This is a genomic window from Streptomyces sp. NPDC048269 (assembly GCF_040652395.1).
Classification (GTDB): Bacteria; Actinomycetota; Actinomycetes; order Streptomycetales; family Streptomycetaceae; genus Streptomyces.
Genome location: NZ_JBEZLW010000006.1, coordinates 144,145 through 160,235 on the forward strand (window position 1 = coordinate 144,145; position 16,091 = coordinate 160,235).

At 72.1% G+C, this 16,091-nt stretch carries 16 protein-coding genes; 9 read left to right on the forward strand and 7 right to left on the reverse strand.

What is annotated here, in order from left to right; genetic code table 11:
- Positions 1-108: 108 nt before the first annotated feature.
- The 3 genes from rsgA to AB0D48_RS09420 are packed head-to-tail and all read right to left on the reverse strand — an operon-like array spanning position 109 to position 3,277.
- Complete coding sequence (rsgA, locus tag AB0D48_RS09410; RefSeq protein WP_362392663.1) at positions 109-1,119, reverse strand: ribosome small subunit-dependent GTPase A; 1,011 nt, start codon at positions 1,117-1,119, stop codon at positions 109-111.
- Positions 1,120-1,127: 8 nt separating this feature from the next.
- Positions 1,128-2,510 carry a 3-phosphoshikimate 1-carboxyvinyltransferase gene (gene aroA / locus AB0D48_RS09415; protein WP_362392665.1) on the reverse strand — a complete coding sequence of 461 codons (1,383 nt, stop codon included), beginning with the start codon at positions 2,508-2,510 and terminating at the stop codon, positions 1,128-1,130.
- 53 nt (positions 2,511-2,563) lie between these two features.
- Complete coding sequence (locus AB0D48_RS09420) at positions 2,564-3,277, reverse strand: M50 family metallopeptidase (RefSeq protein WP_362392668.1); 714 nt, start codon at positions 3,275-3,277, stop codon at positions 2,564-2,566.
- A gap of 53 nt (positions 3,278-3,330) precedes the next feature.
- Here AB0D48_RS09420 and AB0D48_RS09425 point away from each other — a divergent pair, with 53 nt between their 5' ends.
- The 8 genes from AB0D48_RS09425 to def all read left to right on the forward strand — a co-directional run bounded on the left by AB0D48_RS09425 (position 3,331) and on the right by def (position 10,899).
- Positions 3,331-4,149 (forward strand): SOS response-associated peptidase, encoded by an 819-nt coding sequence (locus AB0D48_RS09425; protein WP_362392671.1) that lies wholly within the window; start codon positions 3,331-3,333, stop codon positions 4,147-4,149.
- A 37-nt stretch (positions 4,150-4,186) separates the two neighbouring features.
- On the forward strand, positions 4,187-4,837 hold the full coding sequence (locus AB0D48_RS09430; RefSeq protein ID WP_362392674.1) for an alpha/beta family hydrolase: 651 nt from the start codon (positions 4,187-4,189) through the stop codon (positions 4,835-4,837).
- 345 nt (positions 4,838-5,182) lie between these two features.
- Positions 5,183-5,827 (forward strand): sigma-70 family RNA polymerase sigma factor, encoded by a 645-nt coding sequence (locus AB0D48_RS09435; RefSeq protein ID WP_362392677.1) that lies wholly within the window; start codon positions 5,183-5,185, stop codon positions 5,825-5,827.
- On the forward strand, positions 5,824-6,165 hold the full coding sequence (gene rsrA, locus AB0D48_RS09440) for a mycothiol system anti-sigma-R factor (RefSeq protein ID WP_362392680.1): 342 nt from the start codon (positions 5,824-5,826) through the stop codon (positions 6,163-6,165). Before AB0D48_RS09435 ends, rsrA begins: the two co-directional genes overlap by 4 nt.
- Before the next feature lie 190 nt (positions 6,166-6,355).
- Positions 6,356-7,813: an HD-GYP domain-containing protein gene (locus tag AB0D48_RS09445; protein WP_362392682.1), complete on the forward strand. Its 1,458-nt coding sequence runs from the start codon at positions 6,356-6,358 to the stop codon at positions 7,811-7,813.
- Positions 7,810-9,060 (forward strand): HD domain-containing protein, encoded by a 1,251-nt coding sequence (locus AB0D48_RS09450; protein WP_362392685.1) that lies wholly within the window; start codon positions 7,810-7,812, stop codon positions 9,058-9,060. The genes AB0D48_RS09445 and AB0D48_RS09450 overlap by 4 nt, the downstream gene beginning before the upstream one ends.
- Before the next feature lie 130 nt (positions 9,061-9,190).
- On the forward strand, positions 9,191-10,186 hold the full coding sequence (locus tag AB0D48_RS09455; protein WP_362392688.1) for a hypothetical protein: 996 nt from the start codon (positions 9,191-9,193) through the stop codon (positions 10,184-10,186).
- 56 nt (positions 10,187-10,242) lie between these two features.
- Positions 10,243-10,899 (forward strand): peptide deformylase, encoded by a 657-nt coding sequence (def, locus tag AB0D48_RS09460; RefSeq protein ID WP_362392691.1) that lies wholly within the window; start codon positions 10,243-10,245, stop codon positions 10,897-10,899.
- A gap of 88 nt (positions 10,900-10,987) precedes the next feature.
- On the opposite strand, the gene AB0D48_RS09465 is transcribed toward def, so the two are convergent.
- Positions 10,988-11,179 (reverse strand): hypothetical protein, encoded by a 192-nt coding sequence (locus AB0D48_RS09465; RefSeq protein WP_362392694.1) that lies wholly within the window; start codon positions 11,177-11,179, stop codon positions 10,988-10,990.
- 184 nt (positions 11,180-11,363) lie between these two features.
- Positions 11,364-12,332 carry a helix-turn-helix domain-containing protein gene (locus AB0D48_RS09470; protein WP_362392697.1) on the reverse strand — a complete coding sequence of 323 codons (969 nt, stop codon included), beginning with the start codon at positions 12,330-12,332 and terminating at the stop codon, positions 11,364-11,366.
- A gap of 81 nt (positions 12,333-12,413) precedes the next feature.
- Between AB0D48_RS09470 and AB0D48_RS09475 the strand changes: the two genes are divergently transcribed.
- Complete coding sequence (locus AB0D48_RS09475) at positions 12,414-12,608, forward strand: hypothetical protein (RefSeq protein WP_362392700.1); 195 nt, start codon at positions 12,414-12,416, stop codon at positions 12,606-12,608.
- Here AB0D48_RS09475 and AB0D48_RS09480 read toward each other — a convergent pair.
- Positions 12,560-13,576 (reverse strand): ribonucleotide-diphosphate reductase subunit beta, encoded by a 1,017-nt coding sequence (locus tag AB0D48_RS09480; RefSeq protein ID WP_362392703.1) that lies wholly within the window; start codon positions 13,574-13,576, stop codon positions 12,560-12,562. The two genes, AB0D48_RS09475 and AB0D48_RS09480, sit on opposite strands and share 49 nt — an antisense overlap.
- On the reverse strand, positions 13,576-15,966 hold the full coding sequence (locus tag AB0D48_RS09485; protein ID WP_362392706.1) for a ribonucleoside-diphosphate reductase subunit alpha: 2,391 nt from the start codon (positions 15,964-15,966) through the stop codon (positions 13,576-13,578). Before AB0D48_RS09485 ends, AB0D48_RS09480 begins: the two co-directional genes overlap by 1 nt.
- Between the last annotated feature and the right edge of the window lie 125 nt (positions 15,967-16,091).

Below are 16,091 nucleotides of genomic sequence, written 5' to 3' on the forward strand. Positions count from 1 at the left end.
CTCCCCGCGTCACGTGCCCTCGCGCCACTCGGTGCGATTAAGCATTTATCCAGACGCGATCTTCGGCAAACCCCGCCGGACCCGCAGGCCCGGCCCCCCGCCGGACGGTCAGTCGCCCTCGCGGCGCTCCCGCGTCTCCAGCAGCCGCCGCAGCGAATACAGCCGCGCGGGGTCCGCGTGGCCGTCCTCCACCCACGTGTCGAGCGCGCAGTCCGGCTCGTCGTGGCTGCACGCGCGCGGGCACTCCTCGGTACCGGGCACCAGGTCCGGGAAGGCCAGGATCACCCGGGACGGATCCACGTGGTGCAGCCCGAAGGAGCGCACGCCGGGGGTGTCGATGACCCAGCCCTCCATCCCGGGCAGCGGCAGCGCCAGGGCCGAGGTGGTGGTGTGGCGGCCGCGCCCGGTGACCGCGTTGACCACGCCGGTCGCGCGCTTGCGGTCCGGCGCCACCAGGGAGTTGACCAGGGTGGTCTTACCGACGCCCGAGTGCCCCACGAACGCGGTGATCCGGCCCTCCAGGCGCTCGCGCACCTTGTCTGCGGCGTCGCCCGTCGCGAGCTCCTCGCGGTTGGTCACGACGTAGTTCACGCCGAGCGTCGAGTAGATCTCCAGGATCTTGTCGGCGGACGTCAGATCGGACTTCGTGAGCACCAGGAGCGGCTCCAGCCCGGCGTCGTACGCCGCCACCAGGCAGCGGTCGATCATCCGGGGCCGGGGCTCCGGGTCGGCCAGGGCCGTGACGATGGCCAGCTGGTCGGCGTTGGCGACGACCACGCGCTCGTACGGGTCGTCGTCGTCGGCGGTGCGCCGCAGAACGGACTTGCGCTCCTCGATCCGCACGATCCGGGCGAGGGTGTCCTTCTTGCCGGACAGGTCACCGACGATCCAGACCCGGTCGCCCACCACCGCCGCCTTGCGGCCCAGTTCCCTGGACTTCATCGCGTGGACCGTGCGGTCGCCGACCAGGCAGGTCAGCCGGCCGCGGTCGACGGTGAGGACGAAGCCCTCGGAGGCGTCCTCGTGCTTGGGACGGATGTTCGTCCGGGGCCGGTTGCCCTTGGGGTTGGGGCGCTGCCGGATGTCGTCCTCGTCGGTGTGCTTGCCGTACCTGCGCATGACGGGCCCTACGCTCCCGCACCAGCCGCGCGGGCCCCGGAGCCCCCGGCATCTCCCGCGAGCATGTCCGTCCACATCCGGGGGAAGTCCGGCAGGGTCTTCGCCGTCGTCGCCACGTTCTCGATCAGTACGCCCTCCACCGCCAGGCCGATCACCGCGCCGGCCGTGGCCATCCGGTGGTCGTCGTACGTGTGGAAGGTGCCGCCGTGCAGCGGGCGCGGCCGGATGTGCAGGCCGTCCTCGGTCTCGGTGACGTCGCCGCCGAGCGCGTTGATCTCCTTGGTCAGCGCGGCCAGCCGGTCCGTCTCGTGCAGCCGCAGGTGCGCGACCCCGCGCAGGACGGACTCCGAGTCGGCCAGGGCCGCCACCGCCGCGATGCCCGGGGTGAGCTCGCCGACCTCGCCCAGGTCCACGTCGATGCCGTGGATCTTGCCGGTGCCGGTGAAGACCAGGCCCGCGTCGGTCAGCTCGCAGGAGCCGCCCATCTCCGTGAAGATGCGGCGCAGCGCGTCACCGGGCTGCGTGGTGCGGCGCGGCCAGTCCGGGATGGTGACCGTACCGCCGGTGATCAGGGCCGCGGCCATGAACGGCTGCGCGTTGGAGAGGTCCGGCTCCACGACCATGTCGCGGCCCAGCAGTGCGCCGGGGGCCACCCGCCACACGTCCTTCTCGCCGCCCGCCTCGGGGGTGTCGACCTGCGCGCCCGCCGCGCGCAGCATCTCCACGGTCATCCGGATGTGCGGCATCGACGGCAGGGTGGTGCCCACGTGCCGGACCTCGACGCCCTGGTTGAAGCGCGGGGCGGAGAGCAGGAGCGCGGAGACGAACTGCGAGGAGTTGCTGGCGTCGATCTCGACGGTGCCGCCCTCCAGGGCTCCGCCGCCCTGGACGGTCATGGGCAGCGCGCCCCGGCCGTCGTCGTCGATCCGCGCGCCCAGCGTGCGCAGGGCGCTGATGACCTGGCCCAGCGGGCGCTCGTAGGAGCGCGGGTCGCCGTCGAAGCGGATGTCGCCGTCGGCGAGGGTGGCGACGGGCGGCAGGAAGCGCATGACCGTGCCCGCGTTGCCGACGTCCACGGTCGTCGGGCCGTGCAGGGCCGCCGGGATGATCCGCCAGGCCTCCCCGCCGACCACGCCGTTGGCGGACCCGGCGGAGCTGGAGGAGACGGTCTCCTCGATGCCGACGCCCATCGCGCGCAGGGCGTCCGACATCAGCTGGGAGTCGCGCGAGCGCAGCGGGCGGCGCACCCAGCCCGGTTCGGCGGCGAGCGCGGCGAGTACGAGGGCCCGGTTGGTGACCGACTTGGACCCCGGCACGGTGACGGTGGCGTGGACGGCCGAGTCGGCGATCGGGGCGGGCCAGAGGGCGGGCAGAGCGGGGGTCTCGGTCATGGCCCCCACTTTAGTGGCTTCCTCCGGTACCAGATCTTGATCGCTGCGCCGTCTCAGAGGCCGAGAAGCCAACGGCCGCCGCCCACCAGGGAGCACAGGGCGACAACATGGAAGAGGAGCAGCCACACCACCGGGTGCACGTGGGTGAGCCGTCCGAGCTGGTCGGCGTCGGAATCCGGAGCTCCGCCGTGCCGTCGCTTGGCCCCCAGCTCGAAGACCGGCCGGACGCCGCCGAGCAGCAGGAACCACACCGCCCCGTAGGCGAAGACGGCCTGCACCTCGGCCGGGGCCAGCCACGACACCAGCACGAAGGTGCCGCTCGTCAGCACCACGGTCAGGGCCCCGTACGCGTTGCGGATCATCACCAGCATCACCAGCAGCAGGGCGGTGGCCACCCACAGCAGCAGCGTGATCCGGTGCGCGGACAGCAGTGCCGCCCCGCCGAGCCCGAGCAGCGAGGGGGCGGTGTACCCGGCGGCGGCGGTCAGGATCATCCCGAGCCCGGTCGGCCGGCCCCGGCTGACGGTGACCCCGCTGGTGTCGGAGTGCAGCCGTATCCCGTCGAGCCGCCGCCCGGTCAGCAGCGCCAGCAGGCCGTGCCCGCCCTCGTGCGCGATGGTCACGGCGTTGCGCGACAGCCGCCACAGCGGGCCGGGGCCCACGGCGGCCAGCGCGGCCACGCCCGTCACGATCACCAGCCACAGCTCGGGCGGGGTCTGTATGCCCGTGAGCCGGTCCCACAGGCCGGCCGTCGTGGTGCTGTCCATAGGGTGGCGGACTCCTTGCGGTGGTTCTCGGGTGACATGGCAGTGTGGCAGCCATGTGCGGACGGTATGCAGCGAGTCGGAGCCCCGAGGACCTGGCGGAGGCCTTCGGGATCGAGAGGTGGGAGCCGGAGGAGACGCTGGCCCCCGACTGGAACGTGGCGCCGACGAAAGAGGTCCACGTCGTCCTCGACCGCCCCCTGAAAGACGCTCCGCACCCGCGTCCGGTTCGCCAGCTGCGCGTCCTGAAGTGGGGGCTGGTCCCCTCCTGGGCCCAGAACCCCGACGGCGCCGCCCGGATGATCAACGCCCGGTCCGAGACCCTGCACGAGAAGCCGTCCTTCCGGCGTCCCTTCGCGCAGCGCCGCTGCATCATCCCCGCCGACGGCTACTACGAGTGGGTCACCGCCCACGACGAGCGACAGCTGGAGGTGGAGGGGAAGAAGAAGCGGGCCCGCAAGCAGCCCTATTTCGTGCTCCCCGCCGACGGCTCCGTCTTCGCCATGGCCGGGATCTACGAGTTCTGGCGCGACCGGACGCTGCCCGACGAGCACCCGCTCTCCTGGTGGGTCACCTGCTCGGTCATCACCACCGAGGCCGAGACCGGGCCGCTGGCCGTGGCTCCCGCCGAAGGGCCGCGCTCGCTGTCCGACATCCACCCGCGGATGCCGCTGATGCTGGCCCCGGACCGCTGGGACGCCTGGCTGGACCCCGCGAACACCGACACCGAGGGCTCGCTGCGGCGGCTGCTGGAACCGCCGGCGGGCGGCCTGATGCGGGCCTATCCGGTCTCGACCGCGGCGAGCAACGTACGGAACAACGGGCCGGAGCTGCTGGAAGAACTCGCCGCGCCGGAGGAGGGCACGCTCTTCTAGCGCCAGACCGGGGCCCGTCCCCGTGCAGGATGGATCCATGACCACGCGTACCGAGAGCGTCGACACCCCGGCGGGCGAGGCCCGCATCACCTGGCACACCGCCCGCGAGGCCCGGCTCGTGCTCGCCGTGAGCCACGGCGCCGGCGGCGGCGTCGAGGCCCGCGACCTCCAGGCGCTGGCCGCCGCCCTGCCCCCGCGCGGGGTCACGGTGGCGCTGGTCGAACAGCCCTGGCGGGTCGCCGGGAAGAAGGTCGCAGCCGCGCCCAAGGTGCTCGACGAGGGATGGCGCGGGCTGTGGCCGGCCCTCGCCGGGCCCGGGCTGCCCGTGGTCGCGGGCGGCCGCAGCGCCGGGGCCCGGGTGGCCTGCCGGACCGGGGCCGGGCTGGGCGCGGCCGCCGTGCTGGCGCTGGCGTTCCCGCTGCACCCGCCGGGCCGCCCGGAGAAGTCGCGGGCCGAGGAGCTGCTCGGCGCAGGGCTGCCCACCCTGGTGGTCCAGGGCGGCCGGGACGCCTTCGGGCGTCCGGAGGAGTTCCCGGAGCCGTCCGAGGGGGACCCGTACACGCTGGTGGAGGTCCCGTACGCGGACCACGGCTTCGCCGTGCCGAAGAAGGCGGAGACCACCCAGGAGGAGGCCCTCGCGGTGATCACCGGGGCGGTGGCCGCATGGCTCGCGGCACTGGAAGTCTGACCGCGACCTGACACATTGCGCGGTGTCCGGGGTAATCCGGTGGTGATCCGGATCACCACCGGCCGCCCGGGCCCCGTACGGGGCCCGGATTCCCGGCCCCCGCCCGGGAATGCGCCGCCCGCACCTTCTGTTGTCCCGGATGTCGGTACGCACGGGATTTCGTCGGAGGAGAGGGAGCGCATGACCCAGGTCATCAGCCAGAACCGTCCGCAGGCCGCTGACCTGGACTGGACGGTGCTGCCCGGGCCAAAGCGCAGCTCGCTTCGGGCGGCGGAGGGCCGGGAAGGTCGACTATTCTCCGATTCGAGCGGATCCGCTTTCGGAGCCGCCACGCAGTCGGAGGAGGTGGGTCCTGTCGCTGGGACCGACGAAGGCCACGCGGAGGAGACGACCGCGGAGCGCAACGCGCGCTTCGAGCGGGACGCCCTCGGCTACCTCGACCAGATGTACTCGGCCGCGCTGCGCATGACGCGCAACCCGGCCGACGCCGAGGACCTGGTCCAGGAGACGTACGCGAAGGCGTACGCGTCCTTCCACCAGTTCCGCGAGGGCACCAACCTGAAGGCGTGGCTGTACCGCATCCTGACCAACACGTTCATCAACTCCTACCGCAAGAAGCAGCGCGAGCCCCAGCGCAGCGCCGCGGAGGAGATCGAGGACTGGCAGCTGGCACGCGCCGAGTCGCACATGTCGACCGGCCTGCGGTCCGCCGAGTCGCAGGCGCTCGACCACCTGCCCGATTCGGACGTGAAGGAAGCGCTCCAGGCCATTCCCGAGGAGTTCCGCATCGCGGTCTACCTTGCCGACGTAGAGGGCTTTGCGTACAAGGAGATCGCCGACATCATGGGTACACCCATCGGTACGGTCATGTCGCGACTGCACCGTGGCCGCCGTCAACTCCGTGGAATGCTGGAGGACTATGCCCGTGAGCGCGGGATGGTCCCTGCCGGCGCGGGAGAGTCGAACGACAGGAAAGGCTCGGGCTCATGAGTTGCGGAGAGCCGCACGAGACGGAGTGCTCTGAGGTCCTGGACCACCTTTACGAGTTCCTCGACCATGAGATGCCCGACAGCGACTGCACGAAGTTCGAGACACACTTCGGCGAGTGCAGCCCCTGTCTGGAGAAGTACGGCCTGGAGCAGGCCGTGAAGAAGCTGGTGAAGCGCTGCTGCGGTTCGGATGACGTGCCGACCGACCTGCGGTCGAAGGTGATGGGGCGGATCGAGCTCATCCGGTCGGGGCAGGCCGTCCCGGACCACGACATCACATCCGACGTCACCACCGACATCACGGCCGACGTCACGGCGGACAACCCGGCCGGCGGCTGACCCCGCCGTCGAGAGTTTGAACAACCGCCCCCGGAGGGGTACTTCGTTCACCCGAAGGTGCTAATCCGGGGGCGTCCGTATGGCCCAATGTGAAAATGTGGCCCACTTCGCTCCGGGCCCCACTTATTCTCCCCATTCGGTGCTGGTTCGATTCGGTACCTGGCTTGAAGTCACCGGGGAGGTGAGCGCCATGCGGGTACTTCCGCCGGGGGCGCGCGCGTACATCCTGTGCGCCGTCCTCGCGGCAATCGCCTGCGTCGCCCCCGCCCTCACGGATTCCGGTACGCCCTGGGCGACCGTGGCCCTGCTCGCCGTGCTCTACCTCGGCTGCGAGCTCGTGAAGAACTGCCCGCTGCCGGGCAGCCGTGTGCCCGAGGGCATCGGCTCCTTCTTTCCCGTGGTGCTCGCCGCCGTCTTCCTGCTGCCGCCCGCCGCCGCCGCGCTCGTGGCACTGCCCGGCGGCCTCGCGGGGACCGTGGTCCAGCGGCCCGCCCGGGTGCGCCGGGTGTGGCACTGCGCCCAGCAGTCCATGGCCGCCTGGGTCGCGGGGCAGACGTACCGGCTGCTGCGCGGCCCGGAGGCCCTGGGCTCCGGGGGCTCCGGGCCGCCCGGAGCTGCGGACCCGCCGGTCTGGGTGGCCGACTTCCCGTACGTGATGCTCCCCGCGGCGGCCGCGGCCGTCGCCTTCTGCCTGGTGCTCACCGCCCTCGACGGAGGCATCCTGGCCGTCGCGGAACGCCGCCCCGCCGCCACCGCCTGGCGCGGACTGCTCACCCGGTCCCTCGCCCCGCACTGTGTGCACGGCCTCGCCGGCCTGATGATGGCCGTCATGTGGCGCAGCCCGTACGGGCTCCCGGCCGCCCTGCTCGTCCTGCTGCCGATGTACATCTCCTGCTGGGTCTTCGCCCAGTACCACCGCGAGCGCGCCGCCCACCGGGCCACCATCCGCGCCCTCGTCCAGGCCGTCGACATCAAGGACCGCTACACGCGAGGCCACAGCGAACGGGTCGGCCAGGCCTCCGCGATGATCGCCCGCGAGCTGGGCATGGCCGAGGACCGCCTAGAAGTCGTACGCATCGCCGGGATCCTGCACGACGTCGGCAAGCTCGGCGTCCCGACGCGGCTGCTGCGCAAGGACGGGCCGCTCACCCCGGACGAGCGCCGGATCATCGAACTGCACCCCGAGTACGGGCACGAGATGGTCCGCGGCATCGGCTTCCTCGGGGAGGCCCGGTCCGCGATCCTGCACCACCACGAGCGGGTCGACGGCTCCGGCTATCCCTACGGGCTGACCGGCGACCAGATCCCGGTGCTGGCCCGGGTGGTGGCGGTGGCCGACGCCTTCGACGCGATGACCTCCACCCGCTCGTACAGCCGGGCCCGGCCGGTGGAGGTCGCCCTCGCGGAACTGGCCCGGTGCGCGGGGGCCCAGTTCGACCCGGCGATGGTGGGCGCCCTGACGGGCGCCATCGGACGGCACGGCTGGCACCCGGTGGTCACCTCCGACGACGACCTCCAGGTGATCAGCGGCGCCTCGCCCCCCGGGGGCGGGCAGGGGTCGCCGACCCTGGCCGCCCTGCCCGGCCAGGGCGCCCGCCCGACCGCGGCCACCCCCGCGTCTCCGGCTCCGCCGGGGGCCGGCACGTGAGGGCGACCGCAGTGTGGACCGTGCGGGGAGCGGCCGGGGTGCTCACCGCCGCCGGGCTCGGGCACACCCTGTGGAACGGGCTCGTCGAACCCGGCATCGCCCTGGCCTTCGGGATCCTGATCACCATCGGCGAGCTCGCCCGCCGCGAACCCACTGACCGCCGGCCCGCGCCGCTCGGCTCCGCCGGAGCCCTCGCCTACGCCCTGCTCGGCCAGAACGCCGGGCAGCCCACCCGCCACGGGGTGCTGCAGATCGTCGCGGTCGTCGTCGCGGCCGCCCTCGCCGGGATCGTCCCGCACGTCGCCAGGGGCCGCGGCCCGGCCGTCGACCACATCGCCCGCCGGGTCCTCACCGTCGCCTTCGCAGCCGTCTGTTTCCAGCCGCTCTACAACTCCGGCCGACTGGAGGAGCGGGTGGGCCAAGGCCCCTACCTCGTCCTCTTCCTGCTCCTCCTCCTCGGCCTCACCGCCCTGTGCGACGCCGTGCTCGCCGCCGCCCTCGCCGCGGCCCGGACCGGCTGGCCGTACGGGCCCCTGCTGCGCGACGAGCTGCGCGCCCAGCTCGGCATCGGGTCGGCGATCTGCGCCACCGGCGTCGTGATGGCCCTCGGCGTGGCCGGCGCCGGGCTGTGGGCCCTGCCCGTCTTCAGCGTTCCCCTGCTGCTGACCCAGCTGTCCTTCCACCGGATCACCGCGATCCGCACCACCTACCGCCAGACCATCACCTCCCTGGCCCGGGCCACGGAGATCGCCGGCTACACCCCGACCGGCCACTCCCGCAGGGTCGCCGCCCTGAGCTGCGCCGTCGGCCGGGAGCTCGGGCTGTCGGAGCGGGAGCTCACGGTGCTGGAGTACGCGGCGCTGATGCACGACATCGGGCAGCTCTCCCTCGTCGACCCGGTTCCGGACGGGGCCACCGCGGAGCTGCCCGCCGCCGAAGCCCGCCGGATCGCGCAGCTGGGCGGGGAGGTGGCCCGCCAGACCGGGGTGCCCGCCGAGGTCGCCGTGGTGGTGGAGCGGCAGGCCGATCCGTACCGGGAGCAGCCCGTCGCCGCCCGCATCGTGCGGGCGGTGAACGCGTACGACGACCTGGTCGGCGGGAACCGTCACCCGGGCAGCTCACTGGCCGCTCTGGAGCAGCTCCGCCTGGGCACCGGGCACGCGTACCAGCCGGAGGTCGTGGACGGCTTGGCGAGGGTTCTGGCCAGGGGCGGACGTGACAGAGTTGTTCCTGTCCAACCTGGGTAACCCATGGGTAATGAGCGGCCGTCCGAGTGGGCATGGTTGGATGCCAGTAAGAGGGACCGTAAGAGTGTCCGCAAGGCTGCACCTAGTCCCCCAGCTTCCGCTGGGAGGTGCCCCCAGGCAGGCGGGAATCGTGAGGATCTTCGGGAAGGTACGGCATCGGCCCTCCGCCTCGTGGCGGCAGGCCACCGACCGCGCGTTCACGCTGATCGGCGACGGGCGGTACGAGGACGCGGGGGCGCTGCTGACGAGAGCCGCGGACCTGGAGCCCTGGCTGTCCGAGTCCTGGTTCAACCTGGCTCTGCTGCACAAGTTCCGGCACGACTGGGAGCAGGCGCGGGCCGCCGGCCTGCGCGCCGTGGCCCTGCTGGACCGCGAGACCGGCGCCCCGGACTGGTGGAACGTGGGGATCGCCGCGACCGCGCTGCAGGACTGGCCGCTGGCCCGGCGGGCCTGGCAGGCGTACGGGCTCAAAGTGCCCGGCGACCCGCACGGCGCCGGAGGCAACGGTGAACCGGTCGGCATGGAGCTCGGCAGCGCCGCCGTGCGGCTGTCGCCCGAAGGCGAGGCCGAGGTGGTCTGGGGCCGTCGGCTGGACCCGGCCCGCATCGAGGTCCTGTCGATCCCGCTGCCGTCCTCGGGGCGCCGCTGGGGCGAGGTGGTGCTCCATGACGGGGTCCCGCACGGCGAGCGGGTCACCGCGGCCGGACCCTCGTACCCCGTCTTCGACGAGATCGAGCTGTGGGCGCCGTCGCCGGTGCCGACCTGGGTGGTGCTGCTGGAGGCGGCCGGCGAGGCGGACCGGGACGCGCTGGAGCAGCTGGCCGCGGACGCGGGCTTCGCCGCCGAGGACTGGTCCTCGTCGGTGCGGCTGCTGTGCCGGACCTGCTCGGAGAGCGAAATGCCGAGCGACGAGGGCGACGGGGAGCACCTGGACCCGCACGACCACAGCGAACCGGGGCATCCCGGACCGCTGGGTCACCGCACGGCCGGTTCCGGCTCGCTGTGGGTGCCGGAGCGGGAGTGCGGCATCGCGGCGCCGGCCGGGCTGGTGCGCGGACTGCTCGACGGATGGGTCGCCGACAGCCCGGACAGCCGGGAGTGGCGGGATCTCGAAGAAGTCTGCTGAGCCGGGCCGTAGGCTGTACGGGCACATCGGTGACTTACGGAAGGCGTACGGCGGATATGGCGCAGCAGGAGAACGAGGTTGTCGAGGCCGAGGTCGCGGTCGGCACCGAGGTGAACGACGGGTACGTCGTGGACACCGAGGACTGTGCGGAGCGCGAGCTGGCCCACCGCGAGCGGGGCACCGCCCGCCCGATCACGGTGGTCGGCAACCCGGTCCTGCACCGGGAGTGCAAGGACGTCACCGAGTTCGGCGACGAGCTGGCGCAGCTGATCGATGACATGTTCGCCAGCCAGAAGGCCGCGGAGGGCGTGGGCCTGGCCGCGAACCAGATCGGTGTGGACGCCAAGGTCTTCGTCTACGACTGCCCGGACGACGACGGCCTGCGGCACACCGGAGTCGTGGTCAACCCGAAGCTGGTCGAGCTGCCGGCCGGCGCGCGGGTGCTGGACGACTCCAACGAGGGGTGCCTCTCGGTCCCGACGGCGTACGCCTCGCTTGCCCGCCCGGACTACGCCGAGGTCGAGGGCCAGGACGCGCAGGGCAACCCGATCAAGGTGCGCGGTACCGGCTACTTCGCGCGCTGCCTCCAGCACGAGACCGACCACCTGTACGGGTACCTGTACATCGACCGGCTCTCGAAGCGGGACCGCAAGGACGCCCTGCGGCAGATGGAAGAGGGCACCCCGCGCTACGAGACCGTCCCGAACGACTGATTTCCCGCGGCGCGTACGCACACCTACGGCAGGCCCCCGCTCCCAAACCGGAGCGGGGGCCTGCCGTAGGTGCGCGTGGTGCGACGGCCTAGCTCTGGGCGAAACCCCAGCCGCTGTCGGCGGGAGCGGCGTGCTTCGCGGTCTCGGCGGGCACGGCGCCCCAGCCGCTGTCGGCCGGTGCGGCGCCCCAGCCGCTGTCCGCGGAGGCGGTCGCGGTCGCGCCGCCGGCGAGCAGGACGGCGAACACGGCGGCGGTGAGGATGCGGGCGGTACGGGACATTGGTGGCCCCCCTGGGCTGTGGTGAGCGGCGCGCGGCCGGGCGCTGTGCGGCGCGGCCAGGCCGGGCGTCCTCACCGTACGCCACTGGCCGACTACGTACCGAGCTGGTTCGGGCCAAAGGTTCTCTGGTTCTCGGCCAGGAGCACCCGCCCGGTGTGCCGGGAGTGCCTGCCCGGCGCTCGGCTCAGGCCGCGGCCTGCGGACCCCGGAAGGTACGCCTGAACGCGTTCGGTGTGGTGCCGAGCGTCCGCAGGAAGTGGTGCCGCAGAGCGGCCGCGTTGCCGAAGCCGCAGCGCCCCGCGACGGCGTCGACGGTCTCGTCGGTGGACTCCAGCAACTCCTGGGCCAGCAGGACCCGCTGGCGCAGGACCCACTGGTACGGCGTGGTGCCGGTCTCCTGGAGGAAGCGGCGGGCGAAGGTGCGCGGCGACATGTGCGCGCGCTCCGCGAGCTGCTCGACGGTGATCTCGTCGTCCAGGTGCCGGGCCATCCATCCGATGACCTCGCCGACCGTGTCACAGGACGTGCGGGTGAGCGGCCGCTGGATGAACTGCGCCTGCCCGCCGTCCCGGTGCGGCGGCACGACCATCCGCCTCGCGATGGTGTTGGCCACCTCCGCGCCCTGCTCCTGCCGGACCACGTGCAGGCAGGCGTCGATCCCGGAGGCGGTGCCCGCCGAGGTGATCACCTGACCCTCGTCCACGTACAGCACGTCGGGGTCGACCAGGGCGCGCGGGTAGCGGCGCGTCAGCGTCGGGGCGTGCATCCAGTGGGTGGTGCAGCGGCGGCCGTCGAGCAGGCCGGCCGCGCCCAGCGTGAAGGCTCCGCTGCACACGCTCAGCACGCGCGCGCCGCGGTCCACGGCCCGGTTCAGCGCGTCCAGCAGCGGCTGCGGATACGCGCGCGAGGGCGCCTCGCGGTCGGCCGGCAGGCAGATCAGGTCGGCCTCGTCCAGCCGCTCGATCCCGTACGGGAGGGTGAGGCCGAAGTGGCCGTCGCCGACGGACAGCGGATTGTCCTCGACCGCGCAGACGGCGAAGTCGTAGGCGGGCAGGCCGATCTCGCTGCGGTCGATCCCGAAGACCTCGCAGAAGATGGCGAGCTCGAAGGGGGCGACCCCGTTCACCACGGCCACGGCCACGTTCTTCAGCATGACTCCAGTGTGGCAGTAATTCGCACTTTCATGACAGTCCTGCCACTGTCCGGGTTTCGCCGGTCCCGCGACATTGGACGCATGAACGTTTTCCTCGACTACACCGTCGTCCTCGCCGTCGCCGCCCTCCTGCTCGCCCCGGCCCTCCACGGAATCGTCCGGGAACGCAGGATCGGCCGGCAGCTGCGCGAGGCAGCCACCGGCCGATCAGTGGTTCGGCGACGGACTCAGAAGTCCTCGTCCAGGTCGACCGTGCCCTCGACCGCGACCTGGTAGGCCGACGGACGGCGCTCGAAGAAGTTCGTCAGCTCCTGGACGCCCTGCAGCTCCATGAAGGAGAACGGGTTCTGCGAGCCGTACACCGGCGGGAAGCCGAGGCGGACCAGGCGCTGGTCCGCGACGCACTCCAGGTACTCGCGCATCGACTCGGTGTTCATGCCCGGCAGACCGTCGCCGCACAGGTCGCGGCCGAACTGCAGCTCCGCCTCCACGGCCTCCTTCAGCATGTCGGTGACCTGCTGCTGGAGCGCGTCGTCGAAGAGCTCCGGCTCCTCCTTGCGGACCGTGTCCACGACCTCGAAGGCGAAGTTCATGTGCATGGTCTCGTCGCGGAACACCCAGTTGGTGCCGGTGGCCAGGCCGTGCAGCAGGCCGCGGCTGCGGAACCAGTACACGTACGCGAAGGCGCCGTAGAAGAACAGGCCCTCGATGCACGCCGCGAAGCAGATCAGGTTCAGCAGGAAGCGCCGGCGGTCGGCCTGCGTCTCCAGCCGGTCGATCTTCTCGACCGAGTCCATCCACTTGAAGCAGAACTGCGCCTTCTCGCGGATCGACGGGATCTCCTCGACCGCGTCGAAGGCGGCCGCGCGGTCGTCCGGGTCGGGCAGGTAGGTGTCGAGCAGCGTCAGGTAGAACTGGACGTGCACGGCCTCCTCGAACAGCTGGCGCGACAGGTACAGGCGCGCCTCCGGGGAGTTGATGTGCTTGTACAGCGTCAGCACCAGGTTGTTCGAGACGATCGAGTCGCCCGTCGCGAAGAACGCGACGAGCCGGCCGATCATGTGCTGCTCGGCGGGCGTCAGCTTCGCGAGGTCGGCGACGTCCGAGTGGAGGTCGACCTCCTCGACGGTCCAGGTGTTCTTGATCGCGTCCCGGTAGCGCTCGTAGAAGTCCGGGTAGCGCATGGGGCGGAGCGTGAGCTCGAAGCCCGGGTCCAGGAGGTTCTTGTTGTCGTGGGAACTCATTACTGGCAGGCCTCGCAGGACTCGGGGTTCTCAAGGGAGCAGGCGAGCGCTTCCGCGTCGGCGACGGCCTGGGGGAGCGCTGCGGGGGTGGCGGCCTGCGCGGCGCGGGCGATCTTCGTCGCCGGGCGCGAGCGCAGGTAGTACGTGGTCTTCAGGCCCTGCTTCCAGGCGTACGCGTACATCGAGCTGAGCTTGCCGATGGTGGGCGTCTCCAGGAACAGGTTCAGCGACTGCGACTGGTCGAGGAACGGCGTACGGGCCGCCGCCATGTCGATCAGGCCGCGCTGCGGGATCTCCCACGCCGTGCGGTACAGCTCGCGCACCTCGGCCGGGATCCAGCCGAAGCCCTGCACCGAGCCGCTCGACTCGCGCAGCGCCTCGCGGGTCTGCGCGTCCCACACGCCGAGCTGCTTGAGCTCCTCCACCAGGTAGCCGTTGACCTGGAGGAACTCACCGCTGAGGGTCTCGCGCTTGAACAGGTTGGAGACCTGGGGCTCGATGCACTCGTACACGCCCGCGATCGAGGCGATCGTCGCCGTCGGGGCGATGGCGAGGAGCAGCGAGTTGCGCATGCCGGTCTTGGCGACCCGGGCGCGCAGCGCGTCCCAGCGCTCCGGCCAGTTCAGCTCGACGTCGTAGTGATCGGGATGCAGGACGCCGCGGGCGGTGCGGGTCTGCTCCCACGCGGGCAGCGGGCCGCTGCGCTCGGCGAGGTCGCAGGAGGCCTCGTACGCGGCCAGCATGATCCGCTCGGAGAGCTTGGTGGACAGGGCCTTCGCCTCGGGGGAGTCGAAGGGCATCCGCAGCTTGAAGAACACGTCCTGGAGGCCCATGGCGCCCAGACCCACCGGGCGCCAGCGGGCGTTGGAGCGGCCGGCCTGCTCGGTCGGGTAGAAGTTGATGTCCACCACGCGGTCGAGGAAGGTCACGGCGGTGCGGACGGTCTCGTCCAGCCGCTCCCAGTCGATCCCGCGACCGTCGGCCGTGTCGATGACGAAGGCGCCCATGTTGACCGAGCCGAGGTTGCAGACGGCCGTCTCGCCGTCGTTGGTGACCTCGATGATCTCGGTGCACAGGTTCGAGGAGTGGACGACCGAGCCCGGCTCGGCGGTCTGGTTCGCCGTGCGGTTGGAGGCGTCCTTGAAGGTCATCCAGCCCTGGCCGGTCTGCGCGAGGGTGCGCATCATCCGGCCGTACAGGTCGCGGGCGGGCATGGTCTTGCGGGCCAGGCCCGACTCCTCGGCCTTGCGGTAGGCGGCGTCGAACTCGTCGCCCCACAGGTCGACCAGCTCGGGCACGTCGGCCGGGGAGAACAGCGACCAGTCGGCGTCGGCGTTCACGCGGCGCATGAACTCGTCCGGGACCCAGTGGGCGAGGTTCAGGTTGTGCGTACGGCGCTGGTCCTCACCGGTGTTGTCGCGGAGCTCCAGGAACTCCTCGATGTCCGCGTGCCAGGTCTCCAGGTAGACGGCGGCGGCGCCCTTGCGGCGGCCGCCCTGGTTCACGGCGGCGACGGACGCGTCGAGGGTCTTCAGGAACGGCACGATGCCGTTGGAGTGGCCGTTGGTGCCGCGGATCAGCGAACCGCGGGCGCGGATGCGGGAGTACGACAGACCGATGCCGCCGGCGTGCTTGGAGAGGCGGGCGACCTGGTGGTAGCGGTCGTAGATCGAGTCGAGCTCGTCCAGCGGGGAGTCCAGCAGGTAGCAGGAGGACATCTGCGGGTGCCGGGTTCCGGAGTTGAAGAGCGTGGGGGAGGACGGCAGGTAGTCGAGGCGGCTCATCAGCCGGTACAGCGAGGCCACTTCCTCGACCGCGCGCATGCTCTCGTCCTCCGCGAGGCCGCAGGCCACGCGCAGCATGAAGAACTGCGGGGTCTCCACGACCTGACGGGTGATCGGGTGGCGCAGCAGGTAGCGGCTGTGCAGGGTGCGCAGGCCGAAGAAGCCGAAGCGGTCGTCGGCGCCCTCGGCGAGGGCGTGCTCCACGAGGGCGTCCAGGCGGCTCGCGTGGATGCGCACGAACTCGGCGGTGCGGTCGGCGATGAGCCCCTCGCGGTGCCCGACCGCGACGGACTCGGAGAAGGAGGTCGCGCCCTGGCCCGCGGCCTCGTCACGGACGGCGAGGGTCAGCAGCCGTGCGGCGAGGCGGGAGTACGCCGGGTCCTCGGAGATGAGCCCCGCGGCGGCCTCGGTGGCCAGCCCGCGCAGTTCGGCCTCGTCGGCGGCCAAGCTGCGGCCGCGCAGCGCGGCGGCGGCCACCCGTCCGGGGTCGGTGTCGGGGAGGTCGGCCGTCAGCTCGGTGAGGGTACGCAGCAGCGTGGCCCCCGGGCCCTCGGTGTTGTCGCCAGAAATGGACTCGGCGCGCGGTGCGGAAGGCGCGATGGTCACGGCGGGAGCTCTCCCTCGCTCGGCCCGGTCATCGGCGGGGCGGGGCGCGGGCGGGCGCATGCGGGCGTGGCAGTAACGCGTACACCGCATGGCGTCCACCGGCCCAACCGCGAGGCCCGGACGTA

Coding starts and splice junctions, on each gene's coding strand:
- rsgA (WP_362392663.1), bottom strand. CDS start 1,119: ATGCGCAGGTACGGCAAGCACACCGACGAGGACGACATCCGGCAGCGC.
- aroA (WP_362392665.1), bottom strand. CDS start 2,510: ATGACCGAGACCCCCGCTCTGCCCGCCCTCTGGCCCGCCCCGATCGCC.
- AB0D48_RS09420 (WP_362392668.1), bottom strand. CDS start 3,277: ATGGACAGCACCACGACGGCCGGCCTGTGGGACCGGCTCACGGGCATA.
- AB0D48_RS09425 (WP_362392671.1), top strand. CDS start 3,331: ATGTGCGGACGGTATGCAGCGAGTCGGAGCCCCGAGGACCTGGCGGAG.
- AB0D48_RS09430 (WP_362392674.1), top strand. CDS start 4,187: ATGACCACGCGTACCGAGAGCGTCGACACCCCGGCGGGCGAGGCCCGC.
- rsrA (WP_362392680.1), top strand. CDS start 5,824: ATGAGTTGCGGAGAGCCGCACGAGACGGAGTGCTCTGAGGTCCTGGAC.
- AB0D48_RS09445 (WP_362392682.1), top strand. CDS start 6,356: ATGCGGGTACTTCCGCCGGGGGCGCGCGCGTACATCCTGTGCGCCGTC.
- def (WP_362392691.1), top strand. CDS start 10,243: ATGGCGCAGCAGGAGAACGAGGTTGTCGAGGCCGAGGTCGCGGTCGGC.
- AB0D48_RS09465 (WP_362392694.1), bottom strand. CDS start 11,179: ATGTCCCGTACCGCCCGCATCCTCACCGCCGCCGTGTTCGCCGTCCTG.
- AB0D48_RS09470 (WP_362392697.1), bottom strand. CDS start 12,332: ATGCTGAAGAACGTGGCCGTGGCCGTGGTGAACGGGGTCGCCCCCTTC.
- AB0D48_RS09475 (WP_362392700.1), top strand. CDS start 12,414: ATGAACGTTTTCCTCGACTACACCGTCGTCCTCGCCGTCGCCGCCCTC.
- AB0D48_RS09480 (WP_362392703.1), bottom strand. CDS start 13,576: ATGAGTTCCCACGACAACAAGAACCTCCTGGACCCGGGCTTCGAGCTC.